This is a genomic window from Bartonella sp. LJL80 (assembly GCF_054871565.1).
Genome location: NZ_JBTXLM010000007.1, coordinates 62,126 through 83,443, shown reverse-complemented (window position 1 = coordinate 83,443; position 21,318 = coordinate 62,126). Strand labels below are relative to the sequence as shown.

At 47.8% G+C, this 21,318-nt stretch carries 22 protein-coding genes; 14 read left to right on the top strand and 8 right to left on the bottom strand.

Features of this window, described 5'->3' with window-relative positions:
- Positions 1–90: 90 nt before the first annotated feature.
- The 6 genes from petA to ACYSNS_RS11550 all read left to right on the top strand — a co-directional run bounded on the left by petA (position 91) and on the right by ACYSNS_RS11550 (position 5,346).
- A complete protein-coding gene (petA, locus tag ACYSNS_RS11575) occupies positions 91–639 on the top strand; it encodes a ubiquinol-cytochrome c reductase iron-sulfur subunit (protein ID WP_461723320.1) in 549 nt (182 codons plus the stop codon).
- Between the two features lie 5 nt (positions 640–644).
- Positions 645–1,910, top strand: a complete 1,266-nt coding sequence (locus ACYSNS_RS11570; RefSeq protein WP_461723319.1) for a cytochrome b — start codon at positions 645–647, stop codon at positions 1,908–1,910.
- Positions 1,904–2,764, top strand: a complete 861-nt coding sequence (locus tag ACYSNS_RS11565; RefSeq protein WP_461723318.1) for a cytochrome c1 — start codon at positions 1,904–1,906, stop codon at positions 2,762–2,764. The genes ACYSNS_RS11570 and ACYSNS_RS11565 overlap by 7 nt, the downstream gene beginning before the upstream one ends.
- Positions 2,745–3,293, top strand: a complete 549-nt coding sequence (locus ACYSNS_RS11560; RefSeq protein WP_461723317.1) for an adenine phosphoribosyltransferase — start codon at positions 2,745–2,747, stop codon at positions 3,291–3,293. Before ACYSNS_RS11565 ends, ACYSNS_RS11560 begins: the two co-directional genes overlap by 20 nt.
- A gap of 122 nt (positions 3,294–3,415) precedes the next feature.
- Complete coding sequence (locus tag ACYSNS_RS11555; RefSeq protein WP_461723316.1) at positions 3,416–4,849, top strand: RtcB family protein; 1,434 nt, start codon at positions 3,416–3,418, stop codon at positions 4,847–4,849.
- Positions 4,850–4,905: 56 nt separating this feature from the next.
- A complete protein-coding gene (locus tag ACYSNS_RS11550; RefSeq protein ID WP_461723315.1) occupies positions 4,906–5,346 on the top strand; it encodes a PRC-barrel domain-containing protein in 441 nt (146 codons plus the stop codon).
- Positions 5,347–5,557: 211 nt separating this feature from the next.
- On the opposite strand, the gene ychF is transcribed toward ACYSNS_RS11550, so the two are convergent.
- Positions 5,558–6,661, bottom strand: coding sequence for a redox-regulated ATPase YchF (ychF, locus tag ACYSNS_RS11545; protein WP_461723314.1), 1,104 nt, complete (start codon positions 6,659–6,661; stop codon positions 5,558–5,560).
- 229 nt (positions 6,662–6,890) lie between these two features.
- Between ychF and ACYSNS_RS11540 the strand changes: the two genes are divergently transcribed.
- Entirely contained in the window at positions 6,891–7,574 is a 684-nt protein-coding gene (locus tag ACYSNS_RS11540) for a L,D-transpeptidase (RefSeq protein WP_461723313.1), read from the top strand.
- A gap of 54 nt (positions 7,575–7,628) precedes the next feature.
- Here ACYSNS_RS11540 and ACYSNS_RS11535 read toward each other — a convergent pair whose 3' ends face one another.
- Positions 7,629–8,408 (bottom strand): DeoR/GlpR family DNA-binding transcription regulator, encoded by a 780-nt coding sequence (locus ACYSNS_RS11535; RefSeq protein WP_461723312.1) that lies wholly within the window; start codon positions 8,406–8,408, stop codon positions 7,629–7,631.
- A gap of 69 nt (positions 8,409–8,477) precedes the next feature.
- On the opposite strand from ACYSNS_RS11535, the gene ACYSNS_RS11530 reads away from it, so the two are divergent.
- The 5 genes from ACYSNS_RS11530 (at position 8,478) to ACYSNS_RS11510 (ending at position 13,095) form a co-directional block, all read left to right on the top strand.
- On the top strand, positions 8,478–9,104 hold the full coding sequence (locus ACYSNS_RS11530) for a TIGR00725 family protein (RefSeq protein ID WP_461723311.1): 627 nt from the start codon (positions 8,478–8,480) through the stop codon (positions 9,102–9,104).
- A 136-nt stretch (positions 9,105–9,240) separates the two neighbouring features.
- Positions 9,241–10,017 carry an ABC transporter permease gene (locus ACYSNS_RS11525; protein ID WP_461723310.1) on the top strand — a complete coding sequence of 259 codons (777 nt, stop codon included), beginning with the start codon at positions 9,241–9,243 and terminating at the stop codon, positions 10,015–10,017.
- Between the two features lie 9 nt (positions 10,018–10,026).
- Positions 10,027–11,061, top strand: coding sequence for an ABC transporter ATP-binding protein (locus ACYSNS_RS11520; RefSeq protein ID WP_461723309.1), 1,035 nt, complete (start codon positions 10,027–10,029; stop codon positions 11,059–11,061).
- A gap of 12 nt (positions 11,062–11,073) precedes the next feature.
- On the top strand, positions 11,074–12,159 hold the full coding sequence (locus ACYSNS_RS11515) for an extracellular solute-binding protein (protein ID WP_461723308.1): 1,086 nt from the start codon (positions 11,074–11,076) through the stop codon (positions 12,157–12,159).
- Between the two features lie 105 nt (positions 12,160–12,264).
- Positions 12,265–13,095 carry an ABC transporter permease gene (locus ACYSNS_RS11510; RefSeq protein ID WP_461723307.1) on the top strand — a complete coding sequence of 277 codons (831 nt, stop codon included), beginning with the start codon at positions 12,265–12,267 and terminating at the stop codon, positions 13,093–13,095.
- A gap of 89 nt (positions 13,096–13,184) precedes the next feature.
- On the opposite strand, the gene pth is transcribed toward ACYSNS_RS11510, so the two are convergent.
- The gene (pth, locus tag ACYSNS_RS11505; RefSeq protein ID WP_461723306.1) at positions 13,185–13,901 is read right to left on the bottom strand and encodes an aminoacyl-tRNA hydrolase; all 717 of its coding nucleotides are present in this window, start codon (positions 13,899–13,901) and stop codon (positions 13,185–13,187) included.
- 54 nt (positions 13,902–13,955) lie between these two features.
- On the bottom strand, positions 13,956–14,588 hold the full coding sequence (locus ACYSNS_RS11500; RefSeq protein WP_461723305.1) for a 50S ribosomal protein L25/general stress protein Ctc: 633 nt from the start codon (positions 14,586–14,588) through the stop codon (positions 13,956–13,958).
- A gap of 282 nt (positions 14,589–14,870) precedes the next feature.
- Here ACYSNS_RS11500 and ACYSNS_RS11495 point away from each other — a divergent pair, with 282 nt between their 5' ends.
- Positions 14,871–16,400, top strand: a complete 1,530-nt coding sequence (locus tag ACYSNS_RS11495; RefSeq protein ID WP_461723304.1) for a helicase HerA domain-containing protein — start codon at positions 14,871–14,873, stop codon at positions 16,398–16,400.
- Between the two features lie 213 nt (positions 16,401–16,613).
- On the opposite strand, the gene ACYSNS_RS11490 is transcribed toward ACYSNS_RS11495, so the two are convergent.
- Positions 16,614–17,546, bottom strand: coding sequence for a ribose-phosphate pyrophosphokinase (locus ACYSNS_RS11490; protein WP_461723303.1), 933 nt, complete (start codon positions 17,544–17,546; stop codon positions 16,614–16,616).
- Between the two features lie 346 nt (positions 17,547–17,892).
- Between ACYSNS_RS11490 and ACYSNS_RS11485 the strand changes: the two genes are divergently transcribed.
- The gene (locus ACYSNS_RS11485; protein ID WP_461723302.1) at positions 17,893–18,819 is read left to right on the top strand and encodes a bile acid:sodium symporter family protein; all 927 of its coding nucleotides are present in this window, start codon (positions 17,893–17,895) and stop codon (positions 18,817–18,819) included.
- A 37-nt stretch (positions 18,820–18,856) separates the two neighbouring features.
- On the opposite strand, the gene ACYSNS_RS11480 is transcribed toward ACYSNS_RS11485, so the two are convergent.
- The 3 genes from ACYSNS_RS11480 to pgeF are packed head-to-tail and all read right to left on the bottom strand — an operon-like array spanning position 18,857 to position 21,262.
- Positions 18,857–19,312, bottom strand: coding sequence for a hypothetical protein (locus ACYSNS_RS11480; RefSeq protein ID WP_461723301.1), 456 nt, complete (start codon positions 19,310–19,312; stop codon positions 18,857–18,859).
- 10 nt (positions 19,313–19,322) lie between these two features.
- A complete protein-coding gene (locus tag ACYSNS_RS11475) occupies positions 19,323–20,474 on the bottom strand; it encodes a M24 family metallopeptidase (RefSeq protein ID WP_461723300.1) in 1,152 nt (383 codons plus the stop codon).
- The gene (gene pgeF / locus ACYSNS_RS11470) at positions 20,471–21,262 is read right to left on the bottom strand and encodes a peptidoglycan editing factor PgeF (protein WP_461723299.1); all 792 of its coding nucleotides are present in this window, start codon (positions 21,260–21,262) and stop codon (positions 20,471–20,473) included. Before pgeF ends, ACYSNS_RS11475 begins: the two co-directional genes overlap by 4 nt.
- Between the last annotated feature and the right edge of the window lie 56 nt (positions 21,263–21,318).

Below are 21,318 nucleotides of genomic sequence, written 5' to 3'. Positions count from 1 at the left end.
CAAAAGGGGCCTTTTCTTTGCAATACGCATTGAACAAATCCAGGCGGCATGGTTAAAAAGAAAGATGAATAACAGGCTGCCATTCATAAAATGAATGATAAAACCCGACGCGATTTTTTGTTTCTTGCAACCGGTGTCGCCGGAGCCGTTGGCGTTGCCGGTGTAGGGTGGCCGTTTATCGATCAATTACGGCCCGATGAAGCGCATTTGGCTGCAGCTTCAATCGAGGTTGATGTATCGGGAATTGAACAGGGCATGTCTGTAACGGTCAAGTGGCGTGGACAACCCGTTGTTATCCGCAACAGGACGCCAAAAGAGATCGAAGAGGCAAGATCGGTCGATCTCAATCGCTTGAAAGATGGTAAGGCGCGAAATCCCAATCTCGAAGATATGCAAGACGCGACTGATCTGGCACGTTCAGCTGGTGAGGGGCGTGAAAACTGGTTGATTATGGTCAATCTTTGTACACATCTCGGCTGCGTACCATTAGGCCAATCCGGAACTTATGGTGGCTGGTTTTGTCCATGTCACGGCTCTGCCTATGATACAGCCGGAAGAGTACGCAGTGGTCCAGCCAACCAAAATCTTGCTATTCCACCTTATACGTTCCTGTCTGATACTTTGCTGCGGATTGGATGAGTTCGATGACCAGACCTTCATCTTATGTTCCAAAAGGGCCGCTTGCGCGCTGGTTCGATGAACGTTTGCCGGTTGTCCGTTTCCTGCATGATCTTGCCGTTTCGTTTCCGGTTCCCCGCAATCTCAATTATTTTTATACTTTTGGCGGCATACTGACATTGATGTTGTTGTCGCAGGTGCTTACCGGCATCGTCATGGCCATGCACTATGTGCCCGATATTGATTTAGCCTTTGAAGCACGAGAACGCTTTATGCGTGACGGTCAATTCGGTTGGCTTTTTGGTCCGTGGCATGCCGTCGGCTCATCCTTCTTTTTCATTGCAGCCTATATTCATCTGGCCCGCGGACTTTACTATGGTTCGCATAAGCGCCCGCGCGAGTTGGTCTGGATCATCGGCGTTCTCATCTATTTTGTCATGATGGCAACGGCTTTTCTTGGCTATGTCCTTGTCTGGGGTATGATGTCAACGTCAGCCGCATCGGTCATTTCCGGTTTTTTCAAAGCAGTTCCGCTCATTGGCCCGTGGTTGCATGAAACCTTATTAGGCGGGTTCAGTGTCGGGCAGCCGACGCTTAACCGCTTCTATGCGCTGCACTATCTCTTTCCTTTTATTTTAGTCTTTCTGGTAGGCATGCATATTTGGGCGGTTCATCAAGTGGGACAGAACAATCCTACGGGAATTGACGTTCAGTCAGAAAAAGAGACAGTACCTTTTTCTCCTTATGCTACTGTCAAAGATATTTTTGCGATCAGTGTATTTCTGATTTTCTTTGCGTGGTTTCTATTTTTTATGCCGGACTATATGGGGCATCCGGACAATTTCATTGCCGGCGATACGATGAAGACATCGTCACACGTGGTGCCGGAATGGTATTTTCTGCCTTTCTATGCCATGTTGCGTGCGATCAACTTTGATTTTGGGCCAATATCATCGACTTTTGGTGGCGTTTTAGTTCTCACTGCCTCGGTTCTGGTTTTGGTATTCGTACCTTGGTTGGACCGTTCTAAAACCCGGTCTGCGCGCTATAGACCTTTATATAGATGGTTTTTCTGGCTGTTTATTGCCGACGTTGTCTTACTTGGCTGGCTCGGATCGCGGCAGGTGGATGATATCACCGTTCTTTGGTCGCAAATCGCCACGGCGTACTATTTTATCTTTTTCCTCATTGTCATGCCGCTTTTACCAAAGTTGGAAAAAGTGCAAAAGCCTCCAGCTTCAATCAGTGAAGACATGGCGCAAAAAAGCGCAAGCCGGGGGCGGCTATGGTAAAACATGTATTTGCTGTGCTGTTAATGATTCTGCTGGGTCTTTTGTCCAATGCCTCTGCTGAGGAGGGATTGGTTCATTATCCTCTTCAACCGCCGGAAAAACAGACTTGGAGTTTTTCGGGGCCGTTTGGCACATTCGATAGAGCACAGCTGCAACGAGGCTTGAAAGTCTATAAAGAAGTTTGCTCGACCTGCCACTCGTTGAAATATGTTGCCTTTCGAGATTTGAAAGCACTTGGCTATAATGATGAGCAAATCAAAGCCTTTGCACGTCAATACGAAGTGACAGACGGCCCGAATAGTGAAGGGGAAATGTTCACACGCGCCGGTCAGCCTACGGACTATTTTCCGTCACCCTTTGCAAATGACGAATTGGCAAAATTCGCAAATAACGGTGCTCTTCCGGGAGATCTTTCCCTTATGGCGCGGGCACGCGCGGTGTCGTTGCCTTTTCCCGCCTTTATTGCTGATGTCCTTACCAATTACAGCTCTGCCGGTCCCGACTACATTACCGGGCTGTTGACCGGGTATCAGAATCCGCCTGAAGGAACCGAGGTTGCGGATGGCAATTGGTACAATCCTTATTTCATCTCAGGTTCAACGCTGGCTATGGCTCCTCCATTGAGCGACAGCATTGTTGGTTATGAAGATGGTACGGCCGAAACGGTAGAAAATTATGCGCGCGACGTGTCAGCATTTTTGACGTGGACTGCTGATCCACATATGGAAACACGCAAGAAAACCGGTTTTCGGGTTATCTTGTTTTTGCTTGTCTTTGCCGTTTTAAGCTATGCGGTAAAAAGACGGATTTGGAATGAATTGGATAAAGACCCAGATGAACAACGAAACGCTTGAAGAAACCTTAAAGGCGGCTATCCGCACGATACCGGATTATCCCAAACCCGGAGTGAAGTTTCGCGACATCACAACGCTTCTCGGGAACGCGTCTGCTTTCCGCCGTTCCATTGACGCGCTTGTTCATCCCTATGTTGGTTTGAAGGTCGATAAGATAGCCGGTATCGAAGCACGGGGTTTTATTCTCGGGGGGGCGGTTGCCCATCAATTATCTTCCGGCTTTGTTCCCATCCGTAAAAAAGGCAAATTGCCATACGACACAGTCCGCATAGCCTACAGTCTTGAATATGGTATTGACGAGATGGAAATGCATCGAGATGCCATTAAACCGGGCGAGCGTGTGGTTCTCGTTGATGATTTAATTGCGACGGGTGGAACTGCAGTTGCCGCAGCAGAATTGTTAAAACGAATGGGGGCCGAAATCGTGGCCGCTTGTTTTGTGATCAATCTGCCGGATCTTGGTGGTGCAGAAAAGCTCGGTAAGCTTGGCGTGGATGTCCGCACGCTTGTTTCCTATGAAGGTGGCTGAATGAGCAAGGAATGCATCTAAGCATTCAATCTTGCGCGTTGTTATTGACTGGATTTTGTGATATCCAGCGCTTCTCTTCGTATTGCTGCGGCTGCTGAACCCAACAATCACGGAAAAGTCTTATGTCCTTCCAAAGTAAAGGCGCTGGAAACATATATCGTGTTTCCGGCCATGAAGTTTATTGTTTTACGGCAAAAGATGAGCCTGAACGACAGTTCAACCAAGCACTTGCAGACTTATCTGCAGCGTTGCCGGATGTATCTGGTTTTACCGAAGGTTCTATTGAAAAAATCATAACCACCCCCGACTTTCATGCGGGTAAACCTGTGCCGGTCGGCATTGTCGCTGACGTAAAACACGCAATGCTGCCACATCTTATTGGAAATGATATTGGCTGTGGCATGCGTTTGATCGTCCTTGAAAATATCAAAGATTGGCAACTGACAAAGGCCCTTGAGGGTTATTTGCGTCATATCTTTTTTCAAGGCGGGCGTAATATCGCTTTAAACGGAAGAAATCGCGCTGCCATTCTTCGTGAAGGAATGCCAGGCTTATTAGAAAGCGCTTTGCGAGATCGTCGAGGCCTTTTGTGCAACGTTGATATGGCAAGAGCATGGGCGGATTGTGCAAGGCAGGCCGATGACGGATTTTTCCCAACGACTCATATCGATCCGGACTTTGAAGCTTATGTCAAAGACCCTGATATATTCCGTCATGACGCGATATTGGGTACCATAGGCGGCGGAAATCACTTTGTCGATTTTTGTACGGTGGACCAGATATGCGATGGAGCATTTGCATATGCTGTCGGTTTGGAGAAAGATTCCATTGTTCTTATTGTGCACAGCGGTTCACTCGACTTTGGGCAGCGCGTTGGCAGTGTTGTCGGCGAGAGATTAGTCCGGCGTACCGGTTTGGTGGATCATAGAATATTAGAGCGCGCTCATGATAAAAATTTGATGTGCCGTTATGAAAATGCCATGGCAAATGCCGCAAATATAGCTTTGGCTAACCGTTTTTTCATTGGCTTAGGCGCTATTCAAGCTTTGTCGAAAACAATCGGACGCTCAGTCAATCATCATTTAATCTATGATTCCGCGCATAATATGATCTGGAAAGACGCGGATGTGTACCGACATAGAAAGGGTTCCTGTCCGGCTCGCGGTATCGGACAGCTTTCGGGCAGTCCTTATGAATGGCAAGGTGAACCGGTTATTCTGCCCGGTTCAATGGGGGATTGTAGCTGGCTTTTGAAAGGCTTGGGCAATAAGGAGACTTTGTCATCATCAGCACATGGTGCCGGACGTAAACTGTCGCGAACTGAGGCACGCCGTGATGTGCACATTCCAAAACATTTAACAGTTGTTGGCCCGATCAATCTAAATGATCCACGTGTCAAAGCCCGTCCTGACATTGTTGGCGAAATCGAAAAGCGTATGCAGGAAGAAGCGCCAGCAGCTTATCGTTCGGTAGAAAATGTTGTCGTTACAATGGAAGACAATCAAATGGCGTCTCGTGTAGCCCGCTTCAAGCCTTTACTGACGGTTAAAGGCTGATTGGAACCTTATTGACAAGCAAACATTTAGTCTAAGTGTTTAACGGAGGTACTAAAATGAAGAAAATCGCGCTTATGGCACTTATGACAACGGCTCTTGCAGGCTCAGCTTTCGCTCAATCATCAACCATGCCCAACGAGCCGGCTACACGCCCGGCAACTGAAGCAAGCCAGCCAACAACAGATATGGCCGCACAATATGTGACACCAGCCGATACGGATTTCGTCGCTTCAAGTTTGATCAACACCAATGTGCAGAACATGCAGAACGAAACAATTGGTGAGATCAAAGATGTTGTCATCCGTCAAAATCAGGTCGAAGGCATTGTTATCGGTGTCGGCGGCTTTCTTGGTATGGGGGAACGTTATGTTGTCGTCGATCCAGCGACAGTCCGCATGACCAACGATAATGGTTCGTGGAAGATTGTCACCAATGCAAGCAAGGACAGCTTGATGGCAGCGCCTGAATTTAAATATGAAGGCAGTTGGAAGCTATAATTTCTGAGTAGTTCCAGAAAAAGTTGAACGACTTTTCGTTCGAAAAGTGCCTGAAAAAACGAGTGAATCCTTCATTTTATTTAAACCGATTCACTCAATTTTGCCCGCCAAGAAAAATACGAATAATTCTCAAATCAGGGTGGCGGAAATTTCAAAGTCACGGATTGAAGCCATATCCGGTATTTCTAGAATACCGGATATGGCTTTGAATTTATGTATTATGGCGGAACAACATGACGTCGCCATCTTGAACGACGTATTCTTTGCCTTCATCGCGCGCTTTGCCGGCTTCCTTGGCGGCGACTTCACCACCCAGTGCAACATAGTCATCAAAGGCGATCGTTTGTGCACGAATAAATCCACGCTCAAAGTCTGAATGGATAACACCCGCAGCTTGTGGTGCTTTGGTGCCACGTTTGATTGTCCATGCACGGGTTTCTTTAGGGCCGCACGTAAAATAGGTAATAAGGTCAAGCAAATGATATCCCGCGCGGATCAAACGATCCAAGCCGGGTTCATGTAAGCCCATCGCCTCGAGATATTCAGCGGCTTCCGCATCGGGTAGTTGTGCAACTTCCGCTTCAATCGCGGCTGAAATGATAACCGTTTCAGCACCTTGTTCTGCCGCCATCGTGTCGACTGCTTTGGTAAATGCATTTCCTTCCGATGCATCACCTTCCGCTACGTTGCAGACATATAAAACCGGTTTTGAGGTTAAAAGGTTCAGCCCATCAAGAATGATACGATCTTCTGGCGATAGGTCTTTGAGCAGGAGGCGTACAGGCTTGCCCTCTTGAAGAAGTTCCAAGGAAGCTTCCATCATTGGCAGAACCGTCAGCGCTTCCTTGTCCTTGCCGGTTGCACGTTTTCGGATCTGCGTTATACGGCGCTCAAGGCTTTCAAGGTCAGAAAGCATTAATTCAGTTTCAACTGTGGCTGCATCCGATACCGGATCTATCCGTCCCTCGACATGGGTGATGTCTTCATCTTCAAAACAACGCAGCACATGCACGATGGCATCGACTTCACGGATGTTGGCCAGAAACTGGTTTCCCAAACCTTCGCCTTTCGACGCGCCACGGACAAGCCCGGCAATGTCAACAAAGCTGATGCGTGTTGGTATGATTTCCTTAGAACCGGCTATCGCGGCAATTTTCTTCATACGCGGATCAGGAACTGCGACCTCGCCCGTATTCGGTTCGATGGTGCAGAAAGGGTAATTGGCAGCCTGTGCTGCGGCTGTCTTTGTCAACGCGTTGAAAAGGGTGGATTTTCCAACATTGGGCAACCCAACAATACCACATTTAAAACCCATGAGCACACTCGCAATTCTGTTCTAATAAAGCTTAATGATTTGAGGCGGATCTATAGCATGTTTTTCAAAACAAGCCAGTGTCGCGCATGTTTATGATGCGAAAAAGATACAGTTGATAAAGTTTTATCGTCTAATATCGCTAACGCATAAAAATGCCCTATTTGGCATTAACTCAGTGCTAAGCTTTGCACGTTAGCAAGATAAGAAGTTAAAATTTATTGGAGAAGTCATGGGACACCTGTCTCGCCGCTCATTTTTGATTGCCGCACCATTGGCACTCGCTGGTTGTGTGACCAATCAACATAACCGTCCTGTCAATCAGGCTCAGCCTAGTTGGAATGTGCCGCCTGAAATAAGGGCGCTCTATGGCCCTGTCACAAACGAGCCATATCCTTTACCCGCTATCGACATGAGCAAGATCAACCCGCAGTTCTGGCGTCAGGAGGTTTCCTATAATTCACCTTATACACCGGGGACGCTGGTCGTGGACACACAAGCACGCTTTCTGTATCTGGTAGGTGTCAATGGCCGCGCACTGCGCTACGGTATTGGCGTTGGTAAAGCCGGACTTGAGCTCGAAGGTGAGGCCGTCGTGCAGTATAAGCGCCAATGGCCGCGCTGGACCCCGACACCAGCAATGATGGCACGTGAACCAGATCGCTACGGTCATTTAGGGCAGGGGATGCCGGCTGGCCCAGACAATCCGTTGGGTGCGCGCGCACTTTATCTCTTTAAGAATGGGCAAGATACACTGTTCCGTATCCACGGCTCTCATGAAGCGTGGTCGATTGGTAAAGCCGTATCGAGTGGTTGTATCCGTTTGCTCAATCAGGATATTATTGATCTTTATGGCCGTGTTCCTGAAGGAACGCGCGTAATCGTGCAGCAACATGGCTCGGGTGGCCTTGCCTGAACGAATATCCCACCTTCCCAAAAAAAGCAGGTTTCTTAAGAAACCTGCTTTTTTTTATGCATTGTCTGTTTGTATGAACTGCGTTTTATTTCGCCAAACGTCTTCGATTGCAGCGGGAAGGCTATCAGTGATGATTGTGCTAAAATCTTGCAGCGCGGCAATCTTCCCCAAAGCGTTTCTGGTGAATTTTCGTTTGTCGCCTAACGCTATTGACCGTTCAGAACGGCGCATGGCTGCCTGTTTGACAGCAATCTTTTCCAAATCGAAGTCTGTTAAAGCGCCATCAGGATCAAAACCTGAAAAAGCAATGAACGACAGGTTGAAACGGAATGCCTCCAAAGCTTGAACAGTTTGTGAACCGACAATGGCACCATCAATGGAGCGGATAAAACCACCGGGTATATTCAGTGTAATCAAATCGTTGCCAGCAAGAATAGCAGCAGCTGAAATGCTGCTTGTAAAGACTGTTAACGGCAGGTCGAGATCAGATAATGCTCGTGCGAGAGTTTCTGTGGTTGTTCCGACATCAATGAAAACAACATCGCCTGCTTGCAGTAGAGAGCAGGCTTTTTGTGCAATCTTTTGTTTGGCTTTGACGGCTTCATTTTGTTTGACGCTGTAATGCGAGCGGCCAAATTGTTTTAAAGACCCTGCACCACCATGAAACCTTTGAACAAGTCCGATTGAATCCAGAAAGACGACATCGCGACGTACGGATTGCGTAGAAACATTGAAATGCAGTGCTAGTTTCTCCAGAGGACAATAGCCATCGCGTGTTATCATCGAAATGATCTCACGTTGTCTTTCTGTCAATTCATGGCTGGATTCCGTCATGCCGTTGCTTTATCCTCCGTGTAAATTTTCTTACATTCTAACAGAACAATCGAAAGAAAGAAGTCAATTATGGCGTATTTACAATGGTATGAAGGTGAGGGCCAGCTTTTTAAAGATGGTAAGCTTTTTGATCCTCATCTTCTGCAATGGATTGAAGGTGTTCAGCCCGATAACGGATTACTTGTTAATGTCAGCCCTGTCGAAGCTTTGAAGAAAATGGCGCAAAAGAAAAAATTGCGCGGGGTACCTATCGCCATTATTGGCCCGCGTGAAGCCACGGCCCGGGAGTGTGAATTGGCAGAATCGTTGGGACGTGCTTATGCCGAACATGGCATCCAGTTGATATGCGGGGGTAAAAACGGTGTCATGGAAGCTGCTTGTAAGGGGCATGCAGAGGCCGGCGGTATGCCTGTTGGCATTTTGCCCGATGGCGAGTGGCACTTTGCCAATCCTTATGTTGCCGTACCGATTGCAACAGGTATAGGTCCGGCGCGCAACGCTTTGATTGCGCGGGCAGCGTTAGTGTTGGTGGCAATCGGTGGCGGTGTCGGGACGATATCTGAAATGGCCTTGGGTTTGCAATTTGAGCGGCTTGTGCTCGCGATGGAACATGCACCCGAGGTAAAAGGTGTCATTTACGTCGATACGGTGGGTGAAGTGATGAAATGCATTGCTGAAAGATTGTTGGCTGTGTAAAATAAATAACGTTTTGTAATATAACTGTCATATCAGCGGGGCATGACGGTTTCCATTGCCTTCAGCGGGGAAGGCTCCATTTAACAAAGTTGTCATTGGGTGATGACGATTTCTTTTTAGAGGACTGGCAAACGTTTTGTATTATGTCGCAATTGCCTATCTGATTTTTTTAATAGCGCCGGTTTTGCTGCTGCTGGTTGGTTCTTTCGGTGATGTGTGGACCAATACATTGCTGCCGCATGGTTTCAGCTTGCAATGGTATCAGAATGTCTTGGATGATCCGTCTTTCAAAAGGGCTTTCATTACCAGTTTAAAAGTTGTGGGCGTGACCTGTGTATTGAACATACTCATTGGGATGCCATTAGCTTACGCCATTCATATGGGTGCCAAGGGTGGTGTAAAAGTTGCCGCGCGCTTAGCAACACTGTTACCGATTGCCGTTCCGGAATTGGTGTTGGCATTTGGATTCATTCTGCTTTTTTCATCAGATGCAATGCCGTGGCTTGGAAGCTTTTGGCTTTTAACAGCCGGGCATCTGGTTTTGACATTGCCATATACCGTGACGGCTCTGAATGCCGATATGGATCAACTGCATCTTGAAAACTATGAAACCGCGGCCTCGTCTTTAGGGGCGCCTTTTTTTCGTCGCCTGTGGGATGTGACAATTCCGCTTTTAGGACCAAGCCTTATGGCAACAAGTTTAACCGTTGCTGCCTTGTCAATCGGCGAGTTTCAGCTTTCCAATTTAATATCCGGCTTTATGTCACGCACATATCCGGTTGTATTGTTGCAAGCGTTTTATGGGGCCACTGGGTTTGCATGTGCGGCAACCGTCATTTTGTTGCTTTTGGCGGCTATCGCGTCGATTGCCAGCAGCGTTGCCACCCGTTTCTCACGCGTTCATTCTGTTTAAGGTTGCCTCATGGTTCTCAGTCTCGAAAATGTTTCTTTTAATTATCCTGGTACAACGACAGGTGTTCGCGACATAAGTTTAGAAATTGGTCGCGGAGAGCTGTTGGCTGTCATAGGTGCCTCTGGTTCTGGTAAAACTACCATCTTGCGTTTAATTGCCGGCTTCATCGCAGCGCAAAAAGGCAGTATTCGTATCAATGGGAAGGATGTTTCTGGTTTGGCGCCCGAAAAGCGTGAACTCGGCGTCGTATTTCAATCCTATTCTCTGTTTCCCCACATGCGGCTTTGGGAAAATGTTGCTTATCCGCTTAAAGTGCGGGGTATCAACAAAACAGAACGTCGCAACCAAGCTGTTGAAATGCTTGAACGCGTAGGAATGGGCCATCGTGTCGATGCCTATCCGGCTGCACTTTCCGGTGGTCAGCAGCAGCGTGTTGCTTTAGCGCGTGCTTTGGTTTTTCAACCGCTGGGGTTGCTCCTTGACGAACCGCTTTCGGCACTTGATGCCGGTTTGCGATCGGATATGCGTGATGAAATATTGCGCGTGCAAAGAGCCGCCAATATCGCAACCTTGCTGGTTACCCACGATCAGGAAGAGGCTTTATCAATTGCTGACAAAGTTGCAGTAATGCGCGATGGACAGATTGTCCAGATTGGTACGCCCCATGCGCTTTATGAAACACCGGTCAATGCCGATGTTGCTGCCTTTGTCGGTCAGTCCAATCTTTGGAACGGTAAAGTCGTCGATAACGGACTGGTAGAAACAAGTTTGGGTATAATCCGCTGTGAAACCTCACCTTATCAAAAAGGCGATGGTGTAACTGTTTTGGTGAGACCTGAGCGTATTGTGCCAACCGCACCTTCCACCAATCCGGGGTATTTCAAAGGCCATGTTGTTGCTGATCGGTATTTAGGGCCGATCCGCAGGGTGGATTTGAAGGTTGGTGAGGCGCTGATAAAAATAGAAACCCATATTCGTGATGCCGTTGAAAGCATCATGATACCGCCAGAGGCGGTGCGCTTACTGCCGCTGGATAAGAAATAACGGAGAGGAAAGATGATGTTAAGAAGACAATTTTTGATGACTGTGGTCGGCGCTTCTTTTGCCCTTGTGGGATCAAACGCTTTGGCACAAGAACTCACGGGCCCTGAACTCTATGATGGAGAGGCCGCCCTTTATAAAAACGCTGTCGAACATGGCATGGTTGTATCCTTTGATACAGGCCCTACTTGGGCAAACTGGGCAGGCCAATTCAAGGCTTTTCAAAAACGGTATCCTGGTATTGAAGTGGTTTATAACGACATAGGTTCAGCAGCAACAGTTGTTGCTCTTGATAAATCCCGTAACCGCCCGCAGGCCGATACGGCGTATTACTTTGCAAGTTCAGCGTTAGATGCGGCGAAAGCTGGTGTCGTCGAAGGCTTCAAGCCTGTTAACGGTGAAAAGCTTCCTGCCGAATTACATCATGAAAACAATGAATGGTTCACAGTCCATACCCTATCGGTCGCCTTTCTGATCAATAAAAAATTGGTCAAGGATATTCCTGAGGGATGGTCAGATCTTTTAAAACCGGAATATAAGAACAGCATCGTTTATCTTGATCCGCGTTCGACGGGGCAAGGACAGGTCGTTGCCTTCGCTGCCAATTTTGGTGCTGGTGGCACTATGGATGATGTCAAGCCGGGTATCGAATATCTGGGTAAATTGTCCAAGTCTGGCAATGTCTTAAGAACGGTTGGCACCACACCTTATGCGCAGTTCCTCAAGGGAGAAATCCCAATCTGGATTGGCTATGAAAACGATGGTTTGAAAGCCAAATATGTCGATGGCATGGGCGATGATATCGCTGTTGTCATTCCTAAAGAAGCTTCTGCCGCGGCACCCTACGCCATGTCGTTGGTAAAGAACGGCCCAAACCCGGACGCTGGGAAATTATGGCTCAATTTTGTGATGAGTGATATGGGACAGAAGATTTTTGCTGAAGGTTATGTACGTCCATCTGTTCCAGGCGTTGATTTGCCGTCAGACGTTGCTGACAAAATGCCGCCGGCACCGCAGGTCAAACCGCTAGACATCGAAAAAGCCACAGCGCGCAAAGGTGAGATCGATTCTGGCTGGGCTAAAGAAGTTCTTGGACAATAAATGTTTCGCCGGACTGTCGTGTGAGATAGTTCGGCGAACGTCGCCCGTTTTTGTTTAACATCTGCTTTGAATTACTACTTGCTTATCACGCTTAAGAGGAAACACATGTCGGTCCGTGCATCCAGAAAAATGTTGTTTGGTTTTGCTTTGCCGGGCATTGCTGTGTTTATATTATTTTTTCTCCTGCCTGTCGCAACTGTCCTTCTCAGCGCCTTCACCGATGGTGGTGCAGCTTTTGTCCGTTTGTTCTCAGACCGTATTTTTTGGAACGGGCTTTATGGAACGATCATTCTCGGTATCTCTGCGCCGCTTTTGTCGGTCTGTATCGGGCTTTGTGTGGCAATGGTTTTGGCAAAATTCTCCGCTGGCAAGCGGTCGGCGGCTTTGATCGCAATCTCACTTCCGCTGACATTTTCAGGACTAATCGTAGCCTATGGTTTTATCCTGCTTCTGGGCCGTTCTGGTTTTGTGATTATGCTGTTGCAGAAAATCGGTTTTGATCCTGCCGTGACGGGAGCGTTTATCTATTCTCCTTCAGGCTTGGCGCTTGCTTATTCTTATTATTTAGTGCCGCGCGTTGTCTTGGTGGTCCTGCCTGCTTTGATAAATTTTGATAAAAACCAGGTTTTGGCAGCACGCTCTTTAGGCGCACATCGTATTCGTGCTTTTTGGGGCATTATGCTGCCGCAAATCATGCCGAGCGTTGTCGCGGCCTTTTGTTTGACGGCAACGGTCGCCATCGGGGCTTATGGTACAGCTCTTGCTCTTGTCGGTACGCAAGTCAATATTTTACCGCTGGTGCTGTATTCAAAGATATCGGAGACTGGAACCGATATGCCTGCAGCCGCAGCAACATCACTCATTCTCGTTGCCGTTTGCACGCTGGTCATTTCATTGGGTGAAGTATTTCGGGCCGGGGTTGTTAAAGGCAAGTGATAACGTCACTCGCCATTCGCAACTGGCAAACTGGTCTGAATGAGCGGCTGCAAAAAGCGTTATGTGATCAGATGCGTTTACGCTTTAATTCAATCTTTTTTGAAAAGCCGCTTTAGCATGTCTGCCATCGGTCCTGACTGTGGAAGCTCAACTTTTTTGTTTTCTCGCGCCTGACGAATATGGCTTTTCGCCGGCTTCGGGACGGCATTTTTTTCCGTGGCCAGTTTTCGTTGATCACCATTGCCCAGTGCAAGAGCAACTTTATTCATGAAGCTGTTGTCGTCACCTTGACCTAACATCGTTATATTTTCGCCAATCGATTTCAATAAAGGATAAAGCCAATCCTGATCGCCCTTTGAAAAATTCCCCAAGACATGGTTGTGGACAAGTTCTTTGGCACCCGGATGGCCAATTCCAAGGCGTACACGGCGGTATGCGTTGCCGCAATGGGCATCGATTGATTTGATACCGTTATGCCCACCGGAACCTCCACCGGTTTTGATGCGTATTTTACCGGGAGCAAGGTCAAGTTCATCATAGATGACGATAAGGTCATTCAAAGACAGTTTATAAAACCGTATGGCTTCGCCAACAGCTTGTCCAGAAAGATTCATAAATGTCTGAGGTTTCATCAGCAGGTATTTTTCACCGCCGATGCTGCCATCGGAAATATCAGCTTGGAATTTTTTGGACCATGGAGAAAAACGCTGGGCCTGTTGAATTTCATCAACAGCCATAAAGCCAATATTATGCCGATTGTTTTGATATTGGGCACCGGGATTCCCAAGTCCGACAATGAGCAACATATGGATGCCTCCGGTCAGATAAAAAAGGCGGGAAAGATTCCCGCCTGATCATGATTATTCTGGCTTTGCTTCAGCTTCAGCAGAACCTTCTGCAGTTGCTTCTTCATCTTCTGAACGCAGAGCTGCAGGCGCAGCAACGGTTGCAATGGTGAAGTCACGGTCCTGAATAACCGGTGTAACGCCCTTCGGGAGCTTAACCGCCGAAATATGGATAGAATCACCGACTTCATAACCGGTCAGATCAACTTCAATCGCATCAGGGATGGCATTTGCCGGAGCCGTAAATTCAACTTCGTGGCGAACGATGTTCAACACACCGCCGCGCTTGATACCAGGTGCAGCTTCTTCATTAAGGAAGTGAACAGGGATATTGACGTGGACGACAGACTTTGCAGAAACACGCAGAAAATCAACATGCATCGGGAAATCGCGTACCGGATCCAACTGATAGTCCTTGGGAAGAACCTGAATCTTTTCATTGCCAACTTCGATCGTTGCAACAGTGGTACGGAAACCACCGCCATGGATCTTGTAGTAAACTTCCTTATAAGGAACGGCAATTGCAATCGGGGATTGCTTGTCACCATAAATGACAGCAGGAATGAGACCGTTGCGGCGAAGTTCACGGGAGGACCCCTTACCAACCCGTTCGCGTGCTTCGGCCTTGAGTGTGTAACCTTTGCTCATGGCTAAGTCCTTTTCAAAAATTGGAGATTCATGACAGAAACGATCTGTTACCTTACATGAATATGAAATTGCGCTAAGTTTCTAGGCTCTTTCATTCTGCGTTGCCTCCAAGGGTGTCTACGCAGATTGCGGTTCTATAGTCCAATCACGTCTTTCATGCAAGAGTTGTGGGAAAAATGATGATTTTTACCTCTTTCTTGAATGAGATGGTAGAAGGACATATGCAAAAAGAATCAGTCAAATTTGCTCCGGCATCGTTGTTTACCGGATAATAGGCACGCCATGAAAGTCGAGATCGATCTAGGAACCATTGTTGAGCGTGGGGCGCTAGCCAAATCCGCGTCTGCAATGGTTGACCTGGAAGAGCTTTTGGCAACCCGTCTGCTGGTGCAGGGAAATTCAGGTTCCGGTAAGTCACATTTGTTGCGTCGCCTCTTGGAACAGAGCGCGCAATGGGTGCAGCAATGCGTTATCGACCCCGAGGGCGATTTTGTCACTCTGGCTGACAAGTTCGGGCATGTGGTGGTTGAAGCCCAGCGAACTGAACAGGAATTGACACGTATTGCCAACCGCATTCGTCAACACCGCGTGTCAGTGGTACTTAACCTCGAAGGACTGGATACGGAACAGCAGATGCGTGCGGCGGCTGCGTTTCTCGGCGGGTTATTCGATGCTGAGCGCGATTATTGGTATCCTATGCTGGTTGTTGTTGACGAAGCGCAGCTTTTTGCACCTGCTGCTGCTGGCGAAGTGTCAGACGAAGCGCGCAAAGTATCTCTTGGCGCCATGACCAATTTGATGTGCCGCGGCAGAAAACGCGGTTTGGCTGGTGTGATTGCGACACAGAGACTTGCAAAACTTGCCAAAAATGTTGCTGCTGAAGCCTCCAACTTCCTCATGGGTCGTACATTCCTTGATATTGATATGGCACGAGCGGCCGATCTTCTCGGCATGGATCGGCGCCAGGCTGAAATGTTCAGGGATTTGGAGCGCGGACATTTTGTGGCGTTAGGGCCGGCCCTTTCTCGCCGTCCGCTTCCTATGGTTATTGGAGCCGTAGAAACCTCCGCACGTTCTACTAGTCCGAAGCTTATGCCATTACCGGTAGCATCTGTTGATGCGAAGGATCTTATCTTTACGCCATCTCCTGCCGAAATTATCACACCGGTACGGCGCGCCCCTCCGCCCCCACCACCCAAGCCCACCAATGAAATATTAGAAGAGGTCGTGCGCCAAAAGCAGGAGGAGCCGGTTGAGGAACAAAGTCTGTTTCCAGAAATCTCGCAGGCCGAACGCGATGCGCAGTTGGATATGGTCATGCGGGAAATTGTCGATGATCCTGAAGCAGCATACAGATCGGTCGCTGTCCTCTATCAGGATTTTCTGGTGCGATGCAGGATTCATCGCGTAACTGGTGCACCGCTTGATCTCGCTCAGTTTCGCCGCAAACTGGCGGTTGCACAGGCGGCTATTGATGATGATGCAGCTGCTGGTGAAGGTTGGAAAATGGCACTTCAGCTATCTGAAAGCTTGACTGACGATATTCAAGGTGTCTTTCTCAGCGTTGCACAAGCAGCGGTAACGGGAAAACCTTGTCCTCCAGATGCGACCTTGGCGCGCCTTTATGGAACGCATTCTATCAGCCGGGCACGACGACTCTTAACCTATTTTGAAGAACGAGGCCTGCTGGTTGTGCGAACCGATTTTGGCGGTAAACGCATAGCGGTTTTTCCCGATCTTGGTTTAGAGACCCTACCGGGAGACCCCGATTTGCCGGATGATCCTTTATGCGGGCGTGATGCTGCTGAATAGGCATGACCATCGCAAGTGAAAAATTTCGCGATGCCTTCTCGGATATCTATGAAAATGCTTGTAAAGCGGATCAATCAAATTGGAAGCCGCTTTCATCGCACAGCCGGATCCGTGCCGTTAGGATGTCATTTTTTAAGCGTGCTTTCGCTTGAGAAAAAGGACCCGCGCCAGATTATCGCAATGACTATTGCGATAATCATTTTACAGTGCTGATCAATCGAATAAGCTTGAAACCGATTGTTCGGCAGCTGTTCTCGAAATAGCTTCACCGATAAGATCGGCGATTGGCAGAACACGGATGTTATGTGCCTGCTCGATAGCCGGTGTCGGCATGATAGAATCGGTTATCACCAGTTCTTTAAGCTTGGAGCCGGTAATACGCGAGACGGCACCGCCAGAAAGGACACCGTGCGTTATATAGGCGGTTACGCTATTGGCACCCTTGTTTAACAATGCTTCAGCGGCGTTACAAAGGGTGCCGCCGGAATCAACAATATCATCAAGCAACAGGCAATCTTTACCCGTGACGTCTCCAATGACATTCATAACCTCAGATTCACCCGGGCGGTCACGACGTTTGTCAACGATAGCCAGAAGGCTGTCCAAGCGCTTTGCGAGGGAACGGGCGCGCACGACGCCGCCGACATCAGGCGAAACAACCATGACATTTTCGAGGGAATAATGGGCTTTCACATCACGAGCGATGACCGGAACAGCATAGAGATTATCGGTCGGAATATCGAAGAAACCTTGTATCTGACCAGCATGAAGATCGAGTGTTAAAACACGGTTGGCGCCAGCTTCGGTAATGAGATTTGAAACCAGCTTTGCGGAGATCGGTGTCCGTGGTCCGGGTTTGCGATCCTGTCGTGCGTAGCCGAAATAGGGGAGCACAGCAGTAATACGTCGCGCGGATGACCGACGAAGCGCATCAATCATGATCAGCAATTCCATCAAGTGATCATTTGCGGGATAGGATGTTGATTGAAGAACAAAAACGTCCTTACCGCGAACATTTTCATGCAATTCAACGAATATTTCCTGATCGGCGAAACGCCTGACAGTTGCTTTACCTAAAGGAATGTTGAGATATTTCGCAACGTCCTCGGCAAGGCGTGGATTGGAATTGCCGCAGAAAAGTTTCATGACTTGGCCTCTGGCTTGATCGTAATGGGATTGCTCCTGCGTTTTTAACTTTTTGCTAAGAGATTGCAAGGGAGCAATTGCCGCACTGTGGATTTTTCTGCATGCGCAATGGTTTTTCCACTCACAGAGTTTTGTTTTGTATCAAGGTGGTCACGACCAAATTGTACTTTGAAGCTCAGCATTTTGCGAAAAATAGGTGCTATGTTGGATATAAAAGCCTTAAGAATTGTATTGTCGATAGCTCCAACTGTGGAATTGGCCAGCGATGCTTAACATTTGATGCGATATGTGGTTGTTATGAATGTGCATGCAAGCCGCATAGAACTTTGTATTGAAAGTCAGTTGAATGAAGATATTTGCACAATTTGTTACAAAGTTTTTTCCTTTGTTGGTCATCGCCTTCGCTGGATTTGCATTTCTACAGCCACAAGCCGTTCTTGCTTTGAAACTTGGCTCTTATGTTTCGTGGTTGTTGGGGTTGGTCATGTTAGGTATGGGGCTGACAATGTCGCCGGGTGATTTTAAGCTCGTCTTCACACGACCCGGTATCATCTGTCTTGGCGTTGTGATGCGTTGTGTTTTGATGCCTTTGATTGCATTCACTCTCGCGCATCTTCTGCAGCTTCCAGACGCACTGGCTATCGGTTTAATTTTGGTGGGATGCTGCCCGAGTGGGACTGCCTCGAACGTCATGACATTTATTGCGCGGGGCGATACAGCACTTTCAGTAACACTGACCAGCATTATAACGGTTTTATCGCCGCTTTTGACACCGGTCAGTTTTTATCTTCTTGCAGGTTCTTATATCCAAGTCGATGTTTGGTCTATGTTTATCGGTATCTTGGCGGTCATCATTCTGCCGGTAGCTATTGGTGTTTTTCTTCATACAACTATGGAAAAATTCGTCGCTCGTATACAGCCATTGGTGCCGATCATATCCATCATCGCAATCATCATCATTATTATGGCGGTGGTTGCAGGTAATGCGAACAATCTTGCCAGTGTGGCAATCATCGCTTTTCTAGCTGTCGTCCTTCATAACGGTTTGGGATTGGCGTTCGGCTATGCTTTGAGCCGTTTGTTCGGTCTTTCAGAACCGCAAAGCCGGGCGGTAACATTTGAAATCGGTATGGAGAATTCAGGACTTGCGGTGGTATTGGTCAGTGCTGCAGCACTGAATCCAATAGCTGCTATTCCGGGAGCGATTTTCAGTGTATGGCATAATTTGAGCGGTTCCCTGCTTGCTGGCTATTGGGCCAATCGTAAGCAATGAGGCTTTCAAACCTGAGCCAAATCATACCGAATAACATTTACCGTCGATTACGCCATTTTTGTAGTTTTGACAAAAGATCGACAGCGATCTTCTCATAATCACTTTCAGCTAAATGCTCGCGGCTTGTGGTGTTTGTCGTAATGCTGCCATTGACCCTATGAAGGCGCTGTCCATCATCATCCAAAACGTCAAACACATAATAAAGCGATAGAGATCCTTCGCTGTAACTTTCAGCGGAGAAATATCCGCGTAAAACGGCCGACATGCCTGAATGCGCCATGTTAAAACCATAGTTCGGGGCAAGGCGCTGAATATTCTTCCTAAATGTCTGCTGACCCGAAGGCGGAATCCCGTCCATCATCCCGAGTGCTATTTGATATTGCGCAGCATTTTTTTGTCCGCCGTCAAGTGTTGCGCTGTCCGTGTTTCTCTTATCGCAGGCGCTCACCAAGATTGCTATGACGAGAATAATTCCGGTAAAAAGATAACGCATAATCTTCCTCTTAACAGGTAATCAAATCCAGCGGATGGCGGGATAGGCTCTCGTTTCCGTTTTCGGTGATAAGATAGCTGCGCGCCAACGTCATGGCTGTATTGGTTTCAGAGTCAAAAATCATCACATGGGCGAATAATGTCATATTAGGCTGAATTTCCATACTATTTCCAACGTGAAATTGTTGCATTTCCATCCATGACGGCGTGAAACGTGCTCCAATGGAATAGCCACATGCATTAAAACGGTGACGGGTTAAATCATGCTGTTCGAGGATGCGTGTGTTGGCGTCGAATACATCACCGAAAGTCGCACCGGGCACAAGATATTTTTCCATCTCTTCCAATGTTTCACGCACGGCAACATAAAGTTGTTCATGGCGCGGGGTCGGTATCCCGACAATGACCGTGCGCATCATTGGTGCATGATAATGCCGATAAACACCGGACCATTCCAGAGTCAGCTGGTCATTTTCGCTTAAGTTGCGCCTTCCGGATTTATACCGACAGAGCAAAGCATCATCACCAGAACCGATGACATATTCGTTGGCCGGAAAATCTCCATCGCCGGCAAAATTGGCCTTCATCATGGTTGCCAGAATGTCGGCTTCATGTGCACCAGAGCGCACGATCTTTAAAGCTTTGTCCAAGGCATTGTCCGTAAGTTCGGCAGCCTTGCGGATACACGAAATTTCGGTTGGGCTTTTAATCAGGCGGAGATTGTCTATTAGGCCTGATACATCACTGATTTTGCCAAAACTCGTCAGCTGTTCGTCAACAAGTCTTCCATTTGCAGCTGTCAGCCCATGAGCCCGATACTCAACACCGATTTTACAGCCCAATAGGTTCATTTCACTAAGAAGATTGCGCAGATCCAAAGCGGGATTGGCTTGCTCCCTGTCTCTCCAAAGAACAATATCTTCAATATTGGATGTCGCTCGCGCCTGCCGAAGGTCGGGGGAACGGGTGAGCAAAACTGTTTTTCCCTCATTTGTAACGATAAGACATTGGAAAAAACAGAACCCGAAAGTATCATATCCGGTAAGCCAATACATGCTTTCTTGCGCAAAGAGCAGAATTGCATCAAGTTTATCTTGTTGCATTTTTTCGATGAGCTTGTCCTTACGACTTTGATATTCTTCCGGTGTAAAAAATAAACTCATTTTGTGTTCTCCAGCATGATGACAGAGATTTGCCGCCCGTAATCAGGCTCATTGCGATGTGTTTTACGACGGTAGGAAAAGAACCGTTCTTCATCTGCATAGGTACAGATGTCCAAGCTTTCGCCTTTGATGCCTGCTTTGTCAAACCGATGGATGATAAAGCCCCATAGATTAAAAAGAAAATGGTCATCCTTTTCAGTCGGAGTAAAAAAACATGCATAATCCTGTCGTTGCGCAGTAAAAGTCTCTAAAAATTCATTCGTAACTTCATAATGCCTTGGCCCGATACAGGGGCCTAAAACTGCAGTGATTTCGCTGCGCTGAGCACCCAATTTTTCCATTGTTTCAACGGTGTTTTCGACGACACCTCCGAGAGCACCGCGCCAACCCGCATGGGCAGCGGCTACCACTCCGGCCTTATGGTCGGTAAATAATATTGGCCCACAATCCGCTGTCAAAACAGCTAATGCTAAGCCCGGTACATTTGAAACGAGGGCATCCGCTTTCGGGCGTTCACCTGTGAATGGCTTTTCGACAATAAGAGCTTCAGGGGAATGAATTTGATAGGCATTCACCAGATGCGTCACGTCTACACCAATGGAATTGGCGACGATCTGTCTGTTAATGTCAACGTTTTTCGGATCGTCGCTCGAACCTTGACCAACGTTCAAACTCTTGTAAATCCCTTCTGATACGCCGCCTTTGCGCGTGAAAAAACCGTGTATAATATTATTCCTGCGCAAAGTTGACAGCGCTGGAGAAAAGACGGGGGATGTACGATGTGTCATGAAAAGTCCAAAATGATGATCGGAACGAGATGGTGCGTGAGAGTATAAGCATTGTC